Here is a 19,639-nt window from a genome sequence, read left to right on the forward strand (position 1 = left end):
AAAGAAGATGGGCTCTTGGTCAGGAGGCGAGGCCGAGCCGCTCCATGCGCAGCTGGTGGTTCTCGACCAAACGGGTCAGCAGCCGGTTGATGGCGGCGAGGTCGAGCGCAGGCCGATCGACGGCCCCCGACAGCAGCGCGGTCATCGCGTCGCGATCGGCGGCGACGCGCTGGGCCTGCGACAGGGCCTCCCCCATGAGCCGCCGCCCCCACAGCGCGAGCCGGCCGCCCACCTTCGGATCCTCGGCGATGGCTTGGCGTACGCGCCCCACGATGTAGTCGGACCACTGGTCCTCGGCGAGCACCTCGTAGACGACGTCCCGCGTCTCTGCGTCGACGAACGCAGCGATCTCGCGGTAGAAGTCGGCGGCGAAACCGTCCCCCACGTAGGTCTTGACAAGACCCTCGAGCCACGACCGGGGATGGGTGAACTCGTGGTAGGAGTCGAACGCCTGCTGGAAGGGCTCCATCACGTCCATCACGTCGACGTCGAGGTCGAGGAGACGGGCGCGTACGCGGTCGAAGTGGTTGAACTCGAGCGAGGCCATCGACGACGCCATCACCCGGTCGGCCAGCGTGGGCGCAGCGGCCGCGTCCTCCGCGAGGCACTGGAAGGCGGTCAGCTCGCCGTAGGCGATGATGCCCAGCAGATCGATCGCGCCCTGGCGGTAGTCGTCGGTGGCCTCGGTGCTCATGGGCCCATCGTAGGGGTGGGGCTGCGGCGGAGCGTGGAGGGCCTGAGGTGGGCGCCGCGTCCTGCGGCGCCCACCTCGGTGCGGGCCCCACCCGAGTTCATCCCCCCAGACTCCCCTTGGCGGCCCGCTCATCAGTAAGAGACCGCGGAACCCCGGAAAGTTCTGGAGCGCCACGAAATTCCCGGAAAGGTTCGCGAGGGCATTTCGCGCTACAGTGGCGGGGTACGCAAGCCCGCGTACACCTTCCGCGAGGTCCGCCCTCGCCCCGACACCGGGACGCGCCGAGCGCCACGCGCCGCGCGGGAAGAACGCAGCTTTCCGGGTCCTGACGGGTCCGGGCCCCACAGAAAGAACAGAATCCTGTCCCAGGAAATCTCTGACATTGTCGCCGCCGACCTGGTGGCCGATGCGACCCCCGTCGAAGACACCCGCCAGACGTTCGCCGACCTCGGCGTCGTCCCCGAGATCTGCCAGTCGCTGGAAGAGGTGGGCATCACCCACCCGTTCCCGATTCAGGCCATGGCCATCCCGATCGCGGTGGCCGGCACCGACATGATCGGCCAGGCCCGCACGGGCACCGGCAAGACGCTGGCGTTCGGGATCTCGCTGCTGCAGCGCATCGAGTGCGACAACGAGCCGGGTACCGCGCCGCAGGCCCTCGTCGTCGCGCCGACGCGCGAGCTCGCCCTGCAGGTGTCGAAGGACATCGCTGTGGCGTCGAAGGCGCTGGGCGCCCGCGTGCTGACCGTGTACGGCGGCGTGGGCTACGAGCCCCAGCTCGACCAGCTCGCCGCCGGTGTCGACGTGGTCGTGGGTACGCCGGGTCGCCTGCTCGACCTGATGGACCGCGGCGCGCTGGACATCCGCTACATCAAGGTGTTGGTCCTCGACGAGGCCGACGAGATGCTCGACCTGGGCTTCCTGCCCGACGTGGAGCGCATCCTGAAGCACACGCCCGAGTCGCGACAGACACTGTTGTTCTCGGCGACCATGCCGTCGGCGATCGCGTCGCTGGCCCGCAAGCACCTCACCCAGCCGGTGAACATCCGCGCCGAGTCCGCCGAGGACTCGACGACGGTGCCGCTGACGACGCAGTTCATCTACCAGGCCCACGACCTCGACAAGCCCGAGATCGTCGGCCGCATCCTCCAGTCGCGTGACGTCGAGAAGGTCATGATCTTCTGCCGCACGAAACGTTCGGCCCAGCGCGTCGCCGACGACCTGGTCGACCGGGGCTTCGACGCGGCCGCGATCCACGGCGACATCCGCCAGGAGGGCCGCGAGCGTGCGCTGAAGCGCTTCCGCGAGGGCAAGACGAAGGTCCTCGTCGCGACTGACGTGGCCGCCCGCGGCATCGACGTCACCGGCGTGTCCCACGTCATCAACTACGAGTGCCCCGACGACGACAAGACCTACGTCCACCGCATCGGGCGCACGGGTCGCGCCGGCGCCAAGGGTGTGGCCGTGACGTTCGTCGACTGGGCCGACATCACGCGCTGGAAGGTCATCAACAAGACCCTCGGGCTGGAGTTCTTCGAGCCGGTCGAGACCTACTCGACGTCGCCCCACCTGTTCTCCGACCTCGACATCCCCGAGGGCACGAAGGGCCGCCTCAAGGAGGCCGAGCCGAAGCCCCGCAGGGAGTCCGAGGAGGGCACCGAGCGCAAGCGCGAGCCCCGCAAGCCCCGCGAGCGCTCGCGCCGCCGCATGCGCAACGGCCAACCCGTCGACGAGACCGGCTCCGACAAGGCCCAGGACGCCAAGCAGCCGGCTTCCGACCCCGCCGAGGGTTCCGAGGGCGAGGCCCGCAAGCCGCGCCGTCGCCGCCGTCGCCGTTCGGGCGGTTCTGGTTCGAGCCGGGACGGGCAGGGCCACCAGGACGCCGGAGTCGGCCCCCAGTCGTCGGACGACTGATCCACGGGTGACCGCCCGGGAGGCCTTGCCTCCCGGGCGGTCTCGTCGTCTCGCACCTCCCCCCTTGAGGGGGTAGGCGATGTGGCGTGGCACACATTAGGTTGCCGCCCATGCGCAACGAAGCGATTGATCCGACCCTGTCGTACGCCGCGGGCCCGACCGACGCCCCCCTGCTGACCACGACCATCGGCGCCAACTTCGAGGAGACCGTCGCGAGGCACGGCGACAACGAGGCCCTCGTCGAGCGCTGGACCGGCCGCCGCTGGACCTACCGCGAGCTCGACGCCGTCGTCGACGACGTCGCGAAGGCCCTCGTCGCCGCCGGTGTCGCCACGGGTGACCGGATCGGCATCTGGTCGCCGAACTGCGCGGAGTGGACGATCCTGCAGTACGCCACCGCGAAGGTCGGTGTCATCCTGGTCAACATCAACCCGGCTTACCGCACGCACGAGCTCGCGTACGCCCTCAACCAGTCCGAGTGCACGATGCTGGTCTCAGCCGCGCGCTACAAGACGTCACAGTACGCCGAGATGGTCACCGAGGTCGCCCCGCAGGCCCACTTCCTGAAGCAGGTCGTGCTGTTCGGCACGCCGGGCGAGCCCGACGCCGCGTTGCCCGAGGGTTACGCCGCCGGCGAGCTGAGGGTCATGTCGTGGACCACCTTTGTCGCCGCCGGTGCCGACGTGGACGTGCAGGCCGTGCGCGACGTCTCCGCGGGCCTGAAGCCCGAGGACCCGATCAACATCCAGTACACGTCGGGCACGACCGGCTATCCGAAGGGCGCGACGCTGTCGCACCTCAACATCCTGAACAACGGTTACTTCGTCGGCGAGGGCATCTCGATGACAGACGCCGACCGCCTGGTGTTCCCCGTGCCCCTGTATCACTGCTTCGGCATGGTGATGTCGAACCTGGCGTGCACGACGCACGGCGCGACGATGATCCAGCCGGCGCCGGCGTTCGACCCGGCGTCCTGCCTCGAGGCCGTTCAGGACGAGAAGGCGACGATCCTCCACGGCGTACCGACGATGTTCATCGCCGAGCAGAACCTGCCGAACTTCGCCGACTACGACCTGTCGACTCTGCGCTCGGGCATCATGGCCGGCTCGCCGTGCCCGGTCGAGGTCATGAAGAAGTGCATGGACCAGATGAACATGGCGGAGGTCGCGATCTGCTACGGCATGACCGAGACCTCGCCCGTGTCGGCCCAGACGCTGCCCGACGACGACGTCGAGCACCGCTGCGGCACCATCGGCATCGTCCACCCGCACGTCGAGGTGAAGGTCGTCGACCCGGTCACCGGTGACACGCTCGCCCGCGGCGAGACCGGCGAGTACTGCACCCGCGGTTACTCCGTCATGAAGGGCTACTGGAACGAGCCACAGAAGACCGCCGAGGCGATCGACGAGGAGGGCTGGATGCACACCGGCGACCTCGCAGTCATGCACGAAGACGGCTACCTCAACATCGTGGGCCGCATCAAGGACATGGTGATCCGCGGCGGCGAGAACATCTACCCGCGCGAGATCGAGGAGTTCCTCTACCAGCATCCGTCGGTCACCGACGTGCAGGTCGTGGGTGTCCCCGACGAGAAGTACGGCGAGGAGCTGTGCGCGTTCCTGAAGGTCAAGGAGGGGGCCGAGCACCCTGACGCCGCGTCCATCAAGGAGTTCGCGACGGGCAAGCTCGCCCACTACAAGATCCCGCGCTACGTGATGGTCGTCGACGAGTTCCCGATGACGGTCACGGGCAAGGTACGCAAGGTCGAGATGCGCGCCACCGCGGCGAAGCTGCTGGGTCTTTGATCCTGTCCTGATCCTTCCGGCGGCGGTCCTCCCCAGGTCTGGGGCGGGGCCGCCGCCGGCGTCATCGTTGGACCATGACCACAGCGCTCGTCGTCATCGACGTCCAGAACTCCTTCGTCCAGCACCCCCTGTGGGAGCACATCTCCGCACCCGACATCGCCGCCCGCTGCGCCCGGCTCGTCGACCACGCCCGCGCGGCAGGCGACCTCGTGGTGTGGGTGCTGCACGCCGACCCCGGCACCGGCTCGCCGTTCGACCCCGCCCGCGGGCTGGTCGAGCTCATGCCCGACCTCGTGCCCGCCGAGGGCGACGTACGCGTCCTCAAGACCAGCCACAACGCCTTCACCACCACCAACCTCGGGCAGCAGCTGACTGCCCGCGGCGTCACCCGGCTGCGCCTCGCCGGCATCCGGACCGAGCAGTGCGTCGAGACCACCGCGCGGCTCGCGAGCGACCTCGGGTACGCCGTGGAGGTCGTCCTCGACGCGACCGCCACCCATCCCCTGCCGCTCGTCGACGGCTCCGGCGTGCTGGCGGCCGAGGACATCATCGCCCGGACGGCCGCGGCGCTGTCGGGCCGGTTCGCCACGATCACGTCCATCGACGAGGTCGTGGCAGGCTGAGGCCCATGAACCGTCGGCCCCGCCGTGTCGTGATCGTGCTGCCGCAGCACGTGCACCTGCTCGACGTGGCGGGGCCCGCCCAGGTCTTCGTCTCGGCCGGCGAGGCTGTCGACGGTCTCGATGGCGGGCCGGCGTACGACGTGGCGTACGTCGCCACTCCCGGCACCGTGGCGCACCAGGGTCTCCCGCTGGCTGCGGCGACGACGTGGCCGGAGCTCGAGGGGGACGACCTCGTGGTCGTGCCGGGCTGGAAGACCCAGCGGACCCTCACCCCGCTGACCGACGAGCTGGCTGCGCGCGTCCGCGGGCACTGGGACGCCGGCGGCCACGTCGCGAGCGTCTGCGGAGGTGCGCTGCTGCTCGCCCAGCTCGACATCCTGCGCGGGCAGCGGGCGACGACCCACCACGACCTCGTCGACGCGCTCGCCCGGTTCCGGGACGTCAGCATCGTGCACGACGTGCTGTTCACCTGCTCGGGCCGTCTGCACACGTCGGCGGGGATCGCCAGCGGCATCGACCTCGCCCTGCACCTCGTCGCCGCCGACCACGGGCCGTCGGTCGCCGCCCGGGTCGCTCGTACGCTCGTCGTGCCCGCCTGGCGTCCCGGCGGCGCCAGCCAGGCCTCGATCATGCTGCAGCACCGCGGACACCTCGACGACCTCACCCACCGCGCGCAGGACCTGCTGGAGGATCCGGCCTCCCCCGCGCTCGCCCTCGACCAGGTCGCCGCGCGGCTCGGCGTCAGCGGGCGTACGCTCGCCCGCCGCTTCACCGCCGCCGTCGGCATGACCCCGCACGCCTACCAGACCGCCGTCCGCCGCGAACGCGCCGCCGAGCTCGTCGCGCGCGGCTGGACGCGCGGGGAGGCTGCCCGCGCCGTGGGGTACGCCGACGCGCGCTCGCTGCGCGCCTAGCGGGAGGCCCGGAACGTCACGACGGGTGGCGGCGTCGGGAACGGGAGCCCCTGAGCTCGACCCAGCGGTCGCCGTTGCCCCAGCGGTGCGCGGACTGCGTCACCGCGGGCTCGCCGAGCAGCACCGTCATCCCCTCGACGAGCTGCCGTCGCTGATGGACCCGTGGAACGCGCCGAGGTTCCAGCGGCCGGGCTGCCGTAATTCGGGCCCACACGCTTCGTGATCTGGCGCGGGGCCGCCTTCGCAGCCTCCGCGTACGCGTCGACTCGCGCCGTTGCGCGGGATGATCAGGTCGAGGTGGCGTACGCGGTCGTCGAACGCGCTGACCTTCAGCACGCCGTGCTGTCAAGACGCGAACCAGCTGCCGGGGTCCGGCGGCGCGTGCACGCGGGAGGTCACGTCGAAGCCGAGCGCCGACGGCGTCCACCACCTCCTCGCGGGTGGGCGCCACCCACTGCTCGAGGTCTCGCTCAGCTGCACGTAGCTGTCGACCACATCCATCTGCCCGACGTCAGCAACCGCGAGGTTATGCTCTCGGCGTGACGACGACGCTGCGCAGCATCTTCCGGCATCCGGTGAAGTCCATGGGCGGCGAGGAGCTGTCCCACGTCGAGCTCGACGAGCGCGGGATCGTGGGCGACCGCTGGTATGCCGTCGAGGACGGCGACGGCCACTTCGCCTCCGGCAAGAACACCCGCCGGTTCAGACGACGCGACGCGGTGTTCGGGTTCACCGCGGCCACGGTCGGCGAAGGCGTGCGCGTATCCGACGGTACGCACGAGTGGGCCGTCGGCGACGCCGCCCTGGATGCGCACCTCTCGGAGCTCATGGGTGATCCCGTACGCGTCCTCCCGGAGCGTGACGTCCTCCACCAGGACGGCGGCCAGGTCTCACTGATCGGAACCGCCACGCTCGCATGGTGTGCCGAGCGCTGGGGCGTCGACGCCGATCCACGCCGGTTGCGCGTCAATCTCGTCGTCGAGACCGACGAGCCCTTCGTCGAGGAGTCGTGGGTCGGCTCGAACGTCTCCGTGGGTGACGTCGTGCTGCACGTCGACGCCCGCGTACCGAGGTGTCGCATGATCGACATCCAGCAGGTCGGCGTACGCGCCGACGGCGCCTGGTTGAAGCCGCTGGGTGGCGAGCGCGACGCCTGTCTGGCGGTGTACGCGTCTGTGGTGAGCACGGGCACCCTCCACGCCGGAGCCCCGGTCTCCCCCACACCTGCCTGAGCTCCCCGATCTGCTGCTCCTGGAGCCAGGCCAAGCCGAAACCGCTCTCCGCCGAGCCCGCCCACTGCTCTCCGAGCGAGTCCACCCGCCCACTGTCCTCCGAGCGAACCCAACCCACCCACTGCTCTCCGCGCGAGCGCCGGCGAGACGAGGAGCCGCCTCCGCCTAGGTGGCGTGGGCTGCGCGGGCAGCGCTGCGCGGCTGGGACGCCGGCCGGCCAGATCGTGGGTCACGCCGGGTCCGCGGCGTCTTTACGCCGCTTCCGCGCTGCCCGCTCCGCCCACATCACACCCAGCCTGGTCTCCTACCGAGCGCCACCCGCCCACTGTTCTCCGAGCGAGCGCCAGCGAGACGAGAACCCCTAGCCGACCGGCAAACCCGCCCACTGATCTCCGAGCGAGGCCGCCTGCGGCCGAGACGAGGAGCCGGCGTGGGACTGCACTCCGGGCGGGCGCGAGCGAGACGAGGATCTTGCCCGCCGCTCAGGAAATGTCAGACCCTCTTCCTACGATTAGAACATCAGTTCTCATCAAGGAGAGGAAGGTGGTTCCGGTGGATACCCCCGCCGCCCGGACCCTGCAATCCCTACCCGACAGACCCGCCCTCATCGGCGGACTCCGCGACACCGCCGAACGCATCCGCCAGGCCGAGATCGACCAGCTCCTCCTGCTGGCCGCGTGCGCCCAGGCCTATTCGTGGATCGACGAATACGCCGACCACGACGCCGACGCACGCGTCCTCCACGGCGAACGCCTGTTACCCATCGGAGCCGACGGAACCCCCGACGTCGCCGAATTCCTCACCCTCGAGGTCGGCCCCGCCCTCGGGATCAGCCCCGGCGCCGCCTCCCAGCAGATCTCCGACGTGCTCAACCTCCAACACCGGCACCCCCGCCTGTGGGCCCATGTGATCGCCGGACACGTCCGGTTCACCTCCGCGAGAAAGGTCGCGCAGGCCGTCGCCGCACGGGGCCTGTCCCAGGCCCAGGCACTCAAGGTCGATGAACGACTCGCCCCGTTCGCACCGGGCATGGGCACCACCCGGATGGTCAACCAGGCCGAACGACTCTGCGCGGTCGTCGACCCCGAAGGCGAAGAACACCGCCGTCAACGGGCCCTCGACGAACGCTACGTCCAGACCCAGCCCGCCGAAGGAGGAGTCATCGAGATGTCAGCCCGGCTGGACGGTGCTGCCGGCCTCCGACTGGAAGCAACCATCACCGAGCTCGCCGGCATCCTCGCCACCCAGCCCGACCCGCCCCCCAGTGACAGGCCGCAGGCCTCGTTGATCGCCTGGCCCTCCGGCGGACGCAACACCCGCGCCCGCGCCCTCGAACTCCTCGCCACCCCCGCCCGTGCGGCTGCTGTCCTCGCCGCCGGCCGCGGTGAAACCGCTCCTGTGGCCGGTGACATGGTGCTGGAGCTGGAGGTCCGGGTGCGGCCCGACGAGGTCGATCACGGTGCGGGCGGGGAGGTCACCGGCCTGGGCGTGGTCGCACGCTCGCAGCTCGACCACCTCCTGGCGACCGCAGCCAAGGTGGTGGTGCGGCCGGTGGTCGATCTCAACGTGCACCACCAGACGTCGGGCTATGTTCCGACGCCGGCGCAGCGGTGGGCGGTGCTCGCGCGTGAGCAGGTGATGGCCTTCCCGTTCGCCACACGGCAGTCTCGTTCGAGGTTCGTCGACCTCGATCATGTGGTGCCGTGGCCCGCGGGTCCGACGGCGACGCACAACCTCATCCCTCTGGATCGGCGGGCGCACCGGGCGAAGACCCACGGCGGGTTCCGGGTCGAACCCGTCCGGCCCGGAGTCGCGAAGTGGACGACGCCGGCCGGGCAGACCTACTGGGTATCACCGCACGGCACGTTCGCCGACGGCCCCGCCATCGAACGCAAGCTCGACCCCAACGGAGTCCGGCGGCGGATGCGCGCAGCCACCCGTGAGGCCGCCCGCCTCGCACGGGAGGCCGAGCGGGCACAGCTCGAGGCCGAGGCCTCACGGGTCGCGGCCAGGCTCCTGGCCCGAGCCCCCGAACTCATCACCCTCGACCCCACCCTGCATCAGCCCGGCCAGAATGGAACGGAGGACCAGGCCGCCTGACCGGACCCACCTGATCCGATCGCACCGCCCGACCGTCGCCCCGCCCGACCGTCGGGCCGCCTGACCATCGGGCCGCCTGACCATCGGGCCGCCTGACCATCGGAGCCCTCTGAGCAGACCTGATCTGGTTGGCGCGCCCGACCTGAACTCTGGCCGAACCAGCGACAGCTGGGATCCAGGTGCACCTTCGCACCGTCCCGCCTGCAGCGCCTGTGCAGCGCCGAGCCGTCACCTCGAGGGGGTGGACGGCCATCCGGCATGCCCAGGCACACCGCCCCGTCCTGCCCGGAACCAGCGCCACGCCGTGACCCCAAAGGCCAACGCTCCTCCGGCATGCCCAACAACCGGGAGGTCCAGGAGCCTCTGCCCTGCGCAACCGGTGAGCCGCCAACGGCTCAGCTCCAACCAAAGCACACCGTCTAAGGGAGAACTACCTGCGCCATCCTGTCCGGCACCAGGCGCGAACGTGAAGACGTGAGAGAGGCGGAGTCGCGGGTGATGCCTCAGCCAGCGAGAACCCGACATCGGCGCGGACGACGGGCAGTCAGTCAGGCAGACCGTTGACTAGGGGGCACTGCCGGACAGTACGGGGAGACTCCCGTGGAGCGGCCACGACCAGACCGCGCCGGACGGATCAGGCCATGACCTGAGACCACTCCGAGCGCTTGTCGAGCATGCCCTGAACGGCCGCCTGTGCGTCTTCGAGGGAGTGGTTCGCACCCCAGCCGCACTGGACCTCGTTCGCGGCCGGCACCTCGGTGGCGTCCATGATGTCCCGGAAGGTCTTCTCGACCAGGTCCATGGCCTCCTCGACGCTGCGCTCGCCGGCCATGATCAGGTAGAACCCGGTCTGGCAGCCCATCGGCGAGAAGTCGATCACGGCATCGGAGTGGTTGCGCGACTTCTCGGCGAACGTGTGCTCGATCGAGTGGATGGCCTTCATCTCGAGGTGGTCGCGATTGGGCTGGCGGAAGCGGACGTCGAATTTGGTCAGCACATCGCCGTTCGGCAGCCGCTTCACATCGGCCACCCTGACGTATGGCGCGGCGACGGCGGTGTGGTCCAGGTTGAAGCTCTCGACGTTCATGCGATCAGTCATGGGCCCCAGTCTGCCTCACATCCGGCGTGCGGCCTCCATCAGCGTACGCAGCCGCGCGAACGTCTCCGGCGAGGTGAGGTTGCAGCCCAGCGGATGGTCCTTCTTGCCGAGCCCGTGGTAGTCGGACGATCCCGTGCCGAGGCAGTCGAGCGACTCGGCGAGCTCGCGGAGCTCGGCGCGGCGGTGGTCGCCGGGCCGACCGTGGTCGTTGTGGTCGACCTCGAATCCGGCCAGGCCGTGGTCGCGGACGAGCCCGGTGAGCACGTCGGGTGTGAGGACCTCGGCCGAGCCGCGACCCCAGGGGTGGGCGATGACGGCCACTCCCCCGGCGGCGCGCACCAGCGGGATCGCGTCGACCAGCTCGCACGCGTACCGCTCCACATGAGCCGGACCACCGTCGTGGAGGAACCGGTCGAACGCCTCCTTGCGATCGGCGACGTAGCCGCGCGCGATCATCGCATCGGCGATGTGGGGACGGCCCAGCGCCGGCGCGGTGCCGGCCTGGACGCGCACCTCGTCCTCGCTCAGGGGCATGCCGAGCCCCTCGAGCAGCGCCAGCACCTTCGGCAGCCGCCCGTCCCGCCCGTCGAGGATCCGGTCGAGCTCGGCCCGCAGAGGATGGTCGTCGACGTCCATGCCGTACGCCAGCAGGTGGACCGACCGCCCCTGGTGCTTCGTAGACATCTCGAGACCGGGAACGACCTGCACCCCCACCTCACGTCCCGTCGCGACGGCCTCGGCGAGGCCGTCGAACGTGTCGTGGTCGGTCAGGGCCACGACGTCGAGCGCGGCGGCGCGCGCTCCGCGGACGACCTCCGCGGGGCTGTCGGTCCCGTCCGAGGTCGACGAATGGGTGTGCAGGTCGATCCTCATGCCACTTTCCTCCTGGTTCACATCGTCAGGACAGCAGCGACCGCACCGTACGCAACCCCACCGACAGCTTCGCGATCTCCGGCCTGCCCTCGCTCACGCCCGCGATGGTCTCCTGCGCCACCTGACCGCGCGGCGCGTCCTCCAGCCACGACTGGACGCGCGTGTACGCCTCGCCGTCGCCGCCGTCCTCGAGGACGGCCTTCGTGAGCTGGTTGTGCACCTGCAGCAGGTCGTCGCGCAGCGCCGCGCGGGCCATGGAGTCCCAGCGGTCCTGACGCGGCAGGCCGTTGATCTGGCCCAGCAGCCGGTCGATGCCGAGCGTGTCGGCCACGGCGAAGTGGACGCGGGCCACGGTCAGCACGTCGGCGTCTAGCGCATGGGCCGACTGCACGATGCCCAGCCCCTGGTAGAGGAGGCGCGCACCGGCGACCACGCGGGCGAGGTCGTCCGGGACGCCGTCCTCGACGAGCTTCGCGTACCGCTCCTCGACGAGCTCGGCCGGACGTCCCTCGAGCACCTCGCCCAGGTGGGCCTTAAGCTCGGCGACGTCGGCGGCGAACTCGTCGATGGTGGCCTGCACGTCGAGCGGCGCCGTGCGGTTCGACAGCAGCCACCGGCCGCCGCGCTCGACCAGGTCGCGCAGCTCGAGACGCAGCCGGGTCTGGACGTCGGCGTCGATCTGGTTGTCGAGCCGCTGGGTCTGCACCTCGTGCAGGCCGACCGCGAAGATCGCGCGGGCCGCGAGCTGGGCACGGATCACGTCGGGCGCGGTGGCCTGCGTGTCGGCCGACATCCGGTAGTAGCCGGTGATGCCCGACGAGTTCACGTAGCGGTTGATCGCGACGGTCGTGATGATCTCGCGGTGGAGGCGGTGCTCCGGCATGACGTCGGCGTACCGCTCCTGAAGCGCCTTCGGGAAGTACTGCACGAGGCGGTCCGCCAGATAGGGGTCGTCCGGCAGGTCCGAGGCGAGGATCTGCTGCTCGAGATAGATCTTCGTGTACGCCAGAAGCGTCGACAGCTCCGGCGACGTCAGGCCGCGCCCCTCGGCGACACGGTGCAGCATCTCCTCGGTCGAAGGCATGAACTCGATGTCGCGGTCCAGCAGGCCGGTCTTCTCGAGCTCGGCCATCCAGCGCTCGTGGACGCCCGCCATGGACGCTGCCTGGAACACGCCGTTCGCGAGCGTCAGGTTCTGGTCGTAGTTGTGGGCGAGCACGTGTTCAGCCACGTCGTCGGTCATCGAACCGAGGAGCTCGTTGCGCTCCTCGAGCGTCAGCCGGCCGGCGGCGACCTCGTTCTGGAGCAGGATCTTGATGTTCACCTCGTGGTCGGAGGTGTCCACGCCTGCGGAGTTGTCGATGAAATCGGTGTTGATGCGGCCGCCCTTGGCGGCGTACTCGATGCGACCGAGCTGTGTGCAACCGAGGTTGCCCCCCTCGCCGACCGCGCGGGCCCGCAGGTCGCTGCCGTCCACGCGCAGCACGTCGTTGGCCTTGTCGCCCACCTCCGTGTGGGTCTCGGTCGACGCCTTGACGTAGGTGCCGATGCCGCCGTTCCACAGCAGGTCGACCGGCGCCTTCAGCATGGCTGAGATCAGGTCGTTGGGCGCCATGGCGGTGACACCCTCGTCGAGACCGAGCGCCTCCCGGACCTCGTCGGAGACGGGGATGGACTTTGCCTGGCGGGAGTAGACGCCACCGCCGGAGGAGATCAGCGACTTGTCGTAGTCGTCCCACGTGGAGCGCGGCAGGTCGAACAGGCGCTTGCGCTCCTCCCACGACGAGGCCGCATCGGGTGTGGGGTCGAGGAACACGTGCAGGTGGTTGAACGCGCCGACGAGGCGGATGTGCTTCGACAGCAGCATGCCGTTGCCGAAGACGTCGCCGCCCATGTCGCCGATGCCCACGCAGGTGAAGTCCTCGTTCTGGCAGTCGACGCCCATCTCACGGAAGTGACGCCGGACCGACTCCCACGCACCGCGGGCCGTGATGCCCATGCCTTTGTGGTCGTAGCCCACCGAGCCACCCGAGGCGAACGCGTCCTGGAGCCAGAACCCACGGCCCGTCGAGATCGCGTTGGCGGTGTCGGAGAACGTCGCGGTGCCCTTGTCGGCCGCCACCACGAGGTAGGGGTCGTCGCCGTCGTAGCGCAGCACGTCGGTCGGCGGGTCGATCTCGCCGTCGACGATGTTGTCGGTCACGTCGAGCAACGAGTTGATGAAGATCTTGTAGGACTCACGCCCTTCCTCGAACCAGGCGTTGCGGTCCTGGGCCGGGTCGGGCAGCTGCTTGGCGTAGAAACCGCCCTTGGCGCCGACGGGCACGATGACGGTGTTCTTCACCATCTGGGCCTTCACCAGGCCAAGCACCTCGGTGCGGTAGTCCTCACGCCGGTCAGACCAGCGCAGGCCGCCTCGGGCGACGGACCCGAAGCGGAAGTGGACTCCCTCGACGCGCGGCGAGCACACGAAGATCTCGTACGCGGGCCGCGGCTCGGGCAGGAAGGGCAGGTCGCGCGGCTGGAGCTTGAGCGACAGGGCCTGCTTGTCGGTCCGGAACGCGTTCGTGCGCAGCGTTGCCCCGATGACGTCGAGGAACATGCGGATGATGCGGTCGTGATCGAGGCTGGCGACGTCGTCGAGCGCACTCGTGATGGAGGCTGTCAGCGCCTCGACGCGGGCGGCCCGCTCGTCGGCCTCGGCGAACGCACCGGGGTCGAGCTTGGCGGCGAACAGCTGGGCGAGCGTGCCGGCGATGTCGACGTTCGCTAGCAGCGCGCCGGCGATGTAGTCCTGCGAGTAGGTAGAGCCGGCCTGCTGCAGGTAGCGCGAGATCGTCCGCAGCCACGCGACCTGGTTGTGGTCGAGGCCCGCGCCCATGACGAGGCCGTTGAGGTCGTCGGACTCGGTGTTGCCCGTGTAGGCCGCCTCGAAGGCCTCCCCGAAGCGGCGTCGCGCCTCGGGCGTCCAGCGAGCCAGGTCGTCGCCCTCGGGTACGCGCAGGCCGAAGTCGTAGACGTAGGCGCGGCCGATCCCCGGGAGGTCCATCTCGTAGGGGCGCTCGTCGATGACATCGACGCCGAGCCGCGTAAGGTGGGGCAGCACGCGCGACAGCGACATCGACGCCCCGCGGCGGAACACTTTCAGACGCAGGTCGGCCTCGTCGCGCTCGTCGTCGGGCACGTACAGAACCCCGTCCATGACCTTCTGGTCGCCGAGCCCAAGGAGGCCGGCGAGGTCCATGACCGCCTGACGCGCCTCGAAGTCCTCCTTGTAGCCCTCGGGCAGCGCGTGCACCAGCGGGGCGAGGTGGCCGGCCTCCTGGTCGGAGACGACCCGGGCGAAGTCGTCGTCCCAGCTGCGGGTGACTTTCGCGACCTCCCGCTCGAGCGCGGGGACGTCGATCTCGCCGACACGCTGACCAGGAGCCATGCGTACGACAAAGTGCAGGCGGGCGAGCACCGACTCGTTGGCGCGGGCCTGGAACTCCACCGACTCACCACCGAGCTGCTCCAGGAACAGGTTCTCCAGCTTCACGCGGACCGCGGTGTTGTAGCGGTCGCGCGGCAGGTAGACCAAGATCGAGGCGAAGCGGCCGTAGCCGTCGCGGCGGGCGAACACGCGCACCTGACGTCGCTCGCGCAGGCGGGAGATCTGCTCGACGACCGGTGAGAGCACCTCGGCCTTGGTCTGGAACAACTCGTCACGCGGGTAGGACTCGATGACCGCGGCGATGGCCTTGGCGCCGTGGGAGTCGGGATCGTAGCCGGAGCGGCGCTGGATCTCGGCCGCCTTCCCCCGCAGCATCGGGATGTGCATGACCGACTCGGTGTAGGCGGACGCGGCGAACAACCCCAGGAAGCGGCGCTCCCCGATGACGCGTCCCTCACGGTCGAAGACGCGTACGCCGATGTAGTCCATGTGGGCCGGGCGGTGTATCGACGACGGCTCGTCGTCCTTCGTGACGACCATCAGCGACGGACGTTCGTGGGTGGGCGGGAGCGCGTCGAAGCGCTGGGTGCGCTCGTGGCCGTCGCGCAGGATGCCCAGACCGGTCCCCTCGACGGGGACGTAGTGCTGGTCATCGCCGCTGCCCTCGAGCGCGTATTCGTGGTAGCCCAGGAACGTGAGGTGGTTCTCCTCCAGCCACTTGAGGAACTCGATCGTGGCCAGGCGCTCGCTGTCGTCGAACGGGATCTCGTAGCGCATCGCCTCGAGCAGGCGGACGGTCTCACCCATCTTCGTACGCATGGGCTGCCAGTCCTCGACGGCCACCTCGACCTCGTCGACCACACGGCGCAGGCCGTCGGCGAGCTCGCGGCTCGCGGTCTCGGCATCGCGCCCGTCGACGGGCGGGTCGACCTCGAGATGGATCCAGGACTCACGGGTGGTGCGGGGGTCGGTGAACGCCTCGGCGCTGCGGACGATGGCCTCGAGACGGCCCTGCTGGTCGCGGCGCACGACGTACTGGGGGTGGAAGATCTCGCGGATGCTCCAGCCCTGGCGCAGCAACTCCATGGAGACCGTGTCGACGAGGAACGGCAGGTCGTCGTGGACGATCTGGACGACGTGGCGTCCCACGGACCAACCGTCGGCCTCAGCGGTGGGGCGGAACACCTTCGCGTTGGTCTCGGCCCCGGGGCGGACGCGTGCGACCTCGAAGTGGCTGTGGACCAGCCCCACCAGATCGCGGGACTCACGGTCGACCACGTCGGCCGGGTCCACATGGCGGAAGTAGTGGGAGACGAATTTCTCCGCCTGCTCCGGCTCGGCCCGCAGCGCCTGCTGTGCGAGCTCGGCGCCCATGCGGGCCACCTCCGCGATCCTGTCTTCCTTGGCCGTTGTGCTCGCCGCTGCCACGGCATCGACTCCAGTCACTTCATCGCTTCCGATCGTGTCGTCACGGGTCCGGATCATGGGTCTTGTGGACCTCTCCGGAGGGCACTTCGGTGTGCACCTCGTCACACCCTAACGGCCCCTCCCGACGGGCTCATGGACAGGCGGGGTGTCGCCCCGGGCTACCGGGGAGTAAGGCATAGTTGTGGCATGGATATCTCCACCACCGCAGATTTCGCTGCTGATCCGACCAAGGTCTTCGAGATGCTCACCGACCGGGAGTTCCTGGTGAAGGTGGCCGAGGCCAGCGGAGCCGTCTCCCACGACGTGAAGGTCGTCGACGCGACGACGACGTCGACCCGCGAGCTCCCCAACCCGCCCGAGATGCAGAAGTTCGCCGGCAAGACCCTCACGGTGGTCGAGACCATCAACTGGGGGCCCGCCTCGGACGACGGCTCCCGCACCGGCACGCTCGACCTGAAGGTCCCCGGCCAGCCGGTCTCCATGCCCGGCACCGTGACCCTGGCCCCCGGCGGCCGCGGCACAACCGTGACCGTCCAGGGCGACCTGTCGGTGAAGGTTCCGCTGCTCGGCAAGAAGATCGAGAAGGCCGCCGCGCCAGCCATCCTCGAGGGCCTGGAGATCGAGCAGAGGGTCGGCGACCAGTGGCTCGCCGAACACTGATCTCAGCCTGACCCCACGACACCCGCTCACCCCGTCGGGGTGGGCGGGTGTCCGCGTACCCGCCCCGCTAGCGCTTGGGTTCGGTCGGCAGCTCGTTGGCGGCAACGCCGGCGCGGGTCCCCGTCGTCGGGTCGGAGACCTCCACGAACTCGTCGCCGTCGCCCACGAGCTCGGTCACGGCCTCGAGCGGCGCGTCGGTCGTCACGACGTGGACGACCTCCTCGTCGTCGTCCTCGCCCGCGAACCGCTCCGCCGCGGCCTCCGCCAGGAAGCCGCCCTGGACCAGCACCTCGACGAGGTCCTCGGCACCGGCTTCGTCCGCACAGTGGATCCTGATCGCCATGGGCCCACCCTATGCGAGCCTGCCGCCATGACGCCCGAGCCCCAGCAGCGATACCTCCACGGCCACCACGAGAGCGTGCTGCGCTCGCACCGCTGGCGCACTGCCGAGAACAGCGCGGCGTACCTCCTGCCCCACCTGCGCGAGGGCATGACCCTTCTCGACGTCGGCTGCGGTCCCGGCACGCTGACCTGCGACCTCGCCGCACGCGGCCTGCGGGTGACCGCACTCGAACAGACCGGAGACGCCCTGGACCTGTGCCGGGCCGAGGCCGGGCGTCGCGGGGCCGCCCTGGCGTACGCCGTCGGCGACGTCCATGCGCTCCCGTTCGAGGACGGGACCTTCGACGTCGTCCATGCCCACCAGGTGCTCCAGCACGTCACGGACCCGGTCGGGGCGCTCCGCGAGATGCGGCGGGTCTGCCGTCCCGGCGGCCTGGTGGCGGTACGTGACTCCGACTACCACGGCTTCGTCTGGGCCCCGGCGTCGCCGGGCCTGGATGCGTGGCTCGGCGTGTACCAGCAGCTCGCGCGGGCGAACGGCGCCGAGCCGGACGCCGGACGGCACCTGCTCGGATGGGCACTCGCAGCGGGCTTCACCGACGTGACGCCCTCGTCGAGCACGTGGTGCTTCTCGACCGACGACGACCGCCGCTGGTGGGGCGCCCTGTGGGCCGACCGCGCCGTGGCCTCCCGCTACGCGGAGGAGGCTCTGGCACGGGGCGCAGCCACACAGTCCGACCTCGACGAGATCCGCGCCGCGTGGCTGCGCTGGGCCGACGAGCCCGCCGGGTGGTTGTCGATCCTCCACGGGGAGGTCGTCGCCAGACGCTAGTCGGGGCGACCCGCCGCATCGTCCTCGACGCCCTGGTGGGGGTAGTCGATGGCCGTCGGCGGCACGAACGTCTCCTTGATCGACCGGGGGCTCACCCAGCGGATGAGGTTCCACATCGAGCCGGCCTTGTCGTTCGTGCCCGAGGCACGGGCGCCGCCGAACGGCTGCTGGCCGACGACGGCACCGGTCGGCTTGTCGTTGATGTAGAAGTTGCCTGCGGCGTTGCGGAGCTTCGCCATGGCGCGGTCGGTGGCGTAGCGGTCCTGGGAGATGACCGCCCCGGTGAGCGCGTACGGCGAGGTCGAGTCGACGACGTCGAGGATCTCGTCGAACGCGTCGTCGTCGTAGACGTGGACGCCGAGGATCGGGCCGAAGTATTCGGTGACCATGACGTCGGCCTGAGGGTTGGTGGTCTCGACGATGGTGGGGCGGACGAACCAGCCGGTGGAGTCGTCGTAGGTGCCGCCGGCGATGATCTCGGTGTCGTCGCCGTCCTTGGCGGCGTCGATGGCGGCGGCGAGCTTGTCGAACGACTTCTTGTCGATGACGGCCGAGGTGAAGTTGGACAGGTCACGCACGTCGCCGACGCGGATCGCGTCGGTCTCGGCGGCGAGATCGCCCTTGATGCGGTCCCACAGGCTGCGCGGGACGTACGCGCGGCTCGCGGCCGAGCACTTCTGGCCCGAGTACTCGAACGCGCCGCGCATCAACGCGACCTTGAGCACCTCCGGGTCGGCCGAAGGGTGAGCCAGCACGAAGTCCTTGCCGCCGGTCTCGCCGACCAGGCGCGGGTACGTGCGGTACTTCTCGAGGTTCTCGCCGACGGTCTTCCACAGCATCTGGAAGGTGGCGGTCGAACCGGTGAAGTGGATGCCGGCCAGCTCGCGGTGGGTGAGAGCGACCGAGGAGATGTCTTTGCCGTGGCCGGGCAGGAGGTTGATGACGCCGTCGGGGAGGCCTGCGGCGCGCAGGAGCTCCATGGTGTGGTGGGCGGCGTACTGCTGGGTGGTCGACGGCTTCCAGATGACGACGTTGCCCATGAGCGCGGGGGCAATGGGCAGGTTGCCGGCGATGGCCGTGAAGTTGAACGGCGTGATGGCGTAGACGAAGCCCTCGAGCGGGCGGTAGTCGGTGCGGTTCCACACGCCGGGCGAGCTCTCGGGCTGGTTCTCCAGCAGCTGCTCGGCGAATCCGACGTTGAAGCGCAGGAAGTCGATGAGCTCGCAGGCGGAGTCGATCTCGGCCTGCTGCACGGTCTTGGCCTGGCCCAGCATGGTGGCGGCGTTGAGCTTCGCACGCCACGGGCCCGACAGCAGGTCGGCGGCGCGGAGGAAGATCGCGGCGCGCTCGGCGAAGTCGAGGCTGGCCCACGCCTCCTTGGCGGCGAGGGCGGCGTCGATGGCGTCCTGGGCGTCCTGCGGGGTCGACTCGGCGCTGGTGCCGAGGACGTGCGCGTGCTCCGAGGGCATCGTGACGTCGAAGGACTCGCCGCCGGGCATCCGCGACTGCCCGCCGATGCGGGCGGGGAGCTCGATGGCGCCCTGCGCGTACTGCCGCTCGAGCTCGGCGGTCAGTTCCTCGCGCTCGGGAGAGCCCGGCGCGTAGCCGAGCACGGGTTCGTTGACGGGCTGGGGTACGAGGCTGTAGCTATCCACACACCGAGGCTAGTCTCCGCCTCCGACACACCCGG

At 70.0% G+C, this 19,639-nt stretch carries 15 protein-coding genes; 9 read left to right on the forward strand and 6 right to left on the reverse strand.

All coding sequences use genetic code 11. The features are described 5' to 3' along the window. Window positions 1–19 precede the first annotated feature (19 nt). Window positions 20–694 (reverse strand): ferritin-like fold-containing protein, encoded by a 675-nt coding sequence (locus ACYVGD_RS00320; protein ID WP_460740970.1) that lies wholly within the window; start codon window positions 692–694, stop codon window positions 20–22. Window positions 695–1,093: 399 nt separating this feature from the next. Between ACYVGD_RS00320 and ACYVGD_RS00325 the strand changes: the two genes are divergently transcribed. The 7 genes from ACYVGD_RS00325 to ACYVGD_RS00355 all read left to right on the forward strand — a co-directional run bounded on the left by ACYVGD_RS00325 (window position 1,094) and on the right by ACYVGD_RS00355 (window position 9,282). After that, window positions 1,094–2,608, forward strand: a complete 1,515-nt coding sequence (locus ACYVGD_RS00325; RefSeq protein WP_460740971.1) for a DEAD/DEAH box helicase — start codon at window positions 1,094–1,096, stop codon at window positions 2,606–2,608. A 110-nt stretch (window positions 2,609–2,718) separates the two neighbouring features. Beyond that, a complete protein-coding gene (locus tag ACYVGD_RS00330) occupies window positions 2,719–4,413 on the forward strand; it encodes an AMP-binding protein (protein ID WP_460740972.1) in 1,695 nt (564 codons plus the stop codon). Between the two features lie 74 nt (window positions 4,414–4,487). Beyond that, entirely contained in the window at window positions 4,488–5,036 is a 549-nt protein-coding gene (locus ACYVGD_RS00335; protein WP_460740973.1) for a cysteine hydrolase family protein, read from the forward strand. A gap of 5 nt (window positions 5,037–5,041) precedes the next feature. Further along, on the forward strand, window positions 5,042–5,950 hold the full coding sequence (locus ACYVGD_RS00340; protein ID WP_460740974.1) for a GlxA family transcriptional regulator: 909 nt from the start codon (window positions 5,042–5,044) through the stop codon (window positions 5,948–5,950). Between the two features lie 283 nt (window positions 5,951–6,233). Beyond that, window positions 6,234–6,434: a hypothetical protein gene (locus ACYVGD_RS00345; protein ID WP_460740975.1), complete on the forward strand. Its 201-nt coding sequence runs from the start codon at window positions 6,234–6,236 to the stop codon at window positions 6,432–6,434. A gap of 55 nt (window positions 6,435–6,489) precedes the next feature. Beyond that, window positions 6,490–7,182, forward strand: coding sequence for an MOSC domain-containing protein (locus ACYVGD_RS00350; RefSeq protein WP_460740976.1), 693 nt, complete (start codon window positions 6,490–6,492; stop codon window positions 7,180–7,182). 552 nt (window positions 7,183–7,734) lie between these two features. Continuing rightward, a complete protein-coding gene (locus ACYVGD_RS00355) occupies window positions 7,735–9,282 on the forward strand; it encodes an HNH endonuclease signature motif containing protein (protein ID WP_460740977.1) in 1,548 nt (515 codons plus the stop codon). Between the two features lie 634 nt (window positions 9,283–9,916). On the opposite strand, the gene ACYVGD_RS00360 is transcribed toward ACYVGD_RS00355, so the two are convergent. The 3 genes from ACYVGD_RS00360 to ACYVGD_RS00370 are packed head-to-tail and all read right to left on the reverse strand — an operon-like array spanning window position 9,917 to window position 16,061. Next, window positions 9,917–10,381 (reverse strand): S-ribosylhomocysteine lyase, encoded by a 465-nt coding sequence (locus ACYVGD_RS00360; protein WP_460740978.1) that lies wholly within the window; start codon window positions 10,379–10,381, stop codon window positions 9,917–9,919. 15 nt (window positions 10,382–10,396) lie between these two features. Then, window positions 10,397–11,254, reverse strand: a complete 858-nt coding sequence (locus ACYVGD_RS00365; protein WP_460740979.1) for a PHP domain-containing protein — start codon at window positions 11,252–11,254, stop codon at window positions 10,397–10,399. 25 nt (window positions 11,255–11,279) lie between these two features. After that, on the reverse strand, window positions 11,280–16,061 hold the full coding sequence (locus ACYVGD_RS00370; protein WP_460741117.1) for an NAD-glutamate dehydrogenase: 4,782 nt from the start codon (window positions 16,059–16,061) through the stop codon (window positions 11,280–11,282). Between the two features lie 240 nt (window positions 16,062–16,301). On the opposite strand from ACYVGD_RS00370, the gene ACYVGD_RS00375 reads away from it, so the two are divergent. Then, a complete protein-coding gene (locus tag ACYVGD_RS00375) occupies window positions 16,302–16,775 on the forward strand; it encodes a DUF2505 domain-containing protein (protein ID WP_460740980.1) in 474 nt (157 codons plus the stop codon). 67 nt (window positions 16,776–16,842) lie between these two features. Here the strand turns inward: ACYVGD_RS00375 and ACYVGD_RS00380 are convergent, their stop codons facing one another. Next, window positions 16,843–17,118, reverse strand: coding sequence for a hypothetical protein (locus ACYVGD_RS00380; RefSeq protein ID WP_460740981.1), 276 nt, complete (start codon window positions 17,116–17,118; stop codon window positions 16,843–16,845). A 27-nt stretch (window positions 17,119–17,145) separates the two neighbouring features. Here ACYVGD_RS00380 and ACYVGD_RS00385 point away from each other — a divergent pair, with 27 nt between their 5' ends. Continuing rightward, entirely contained in the window at window positions 17,146–17,949 is an 804-nt protein-coding gene (locus ACYVGD_RS00385; protein WP_460740982.1) for a class I SAM-dependent methyltransferase, read from the forward strand. On the opposite strand, the gene pruA is transcribed toward ACYVGD_RS00385, so the two are convergent. Beyond that, the gene (gene pruA, locus ACYVGD_RS00390) at window positions 17,946–19,604 is read right to left on the reverse strand and encodes an L-glutamate gamma-semialdehyde dehydrogenase (protein ID WP_460740983.1); all 1,659 of its coding nucleotides are present in this window, start codon (window positions 19,602–19,604) and stop codon (window positions 17,946–17,948) included. The two genes, ACYVGD_RS00385 and pruA, sit on opposite strands and share 4 nt — an antisense overlap. Window positions 19,605–19,639: the final 35 nt, after the last annotated feature.

Source organism: Mariniluteicoccus endophyticus, from assembly GCF_054780035.1.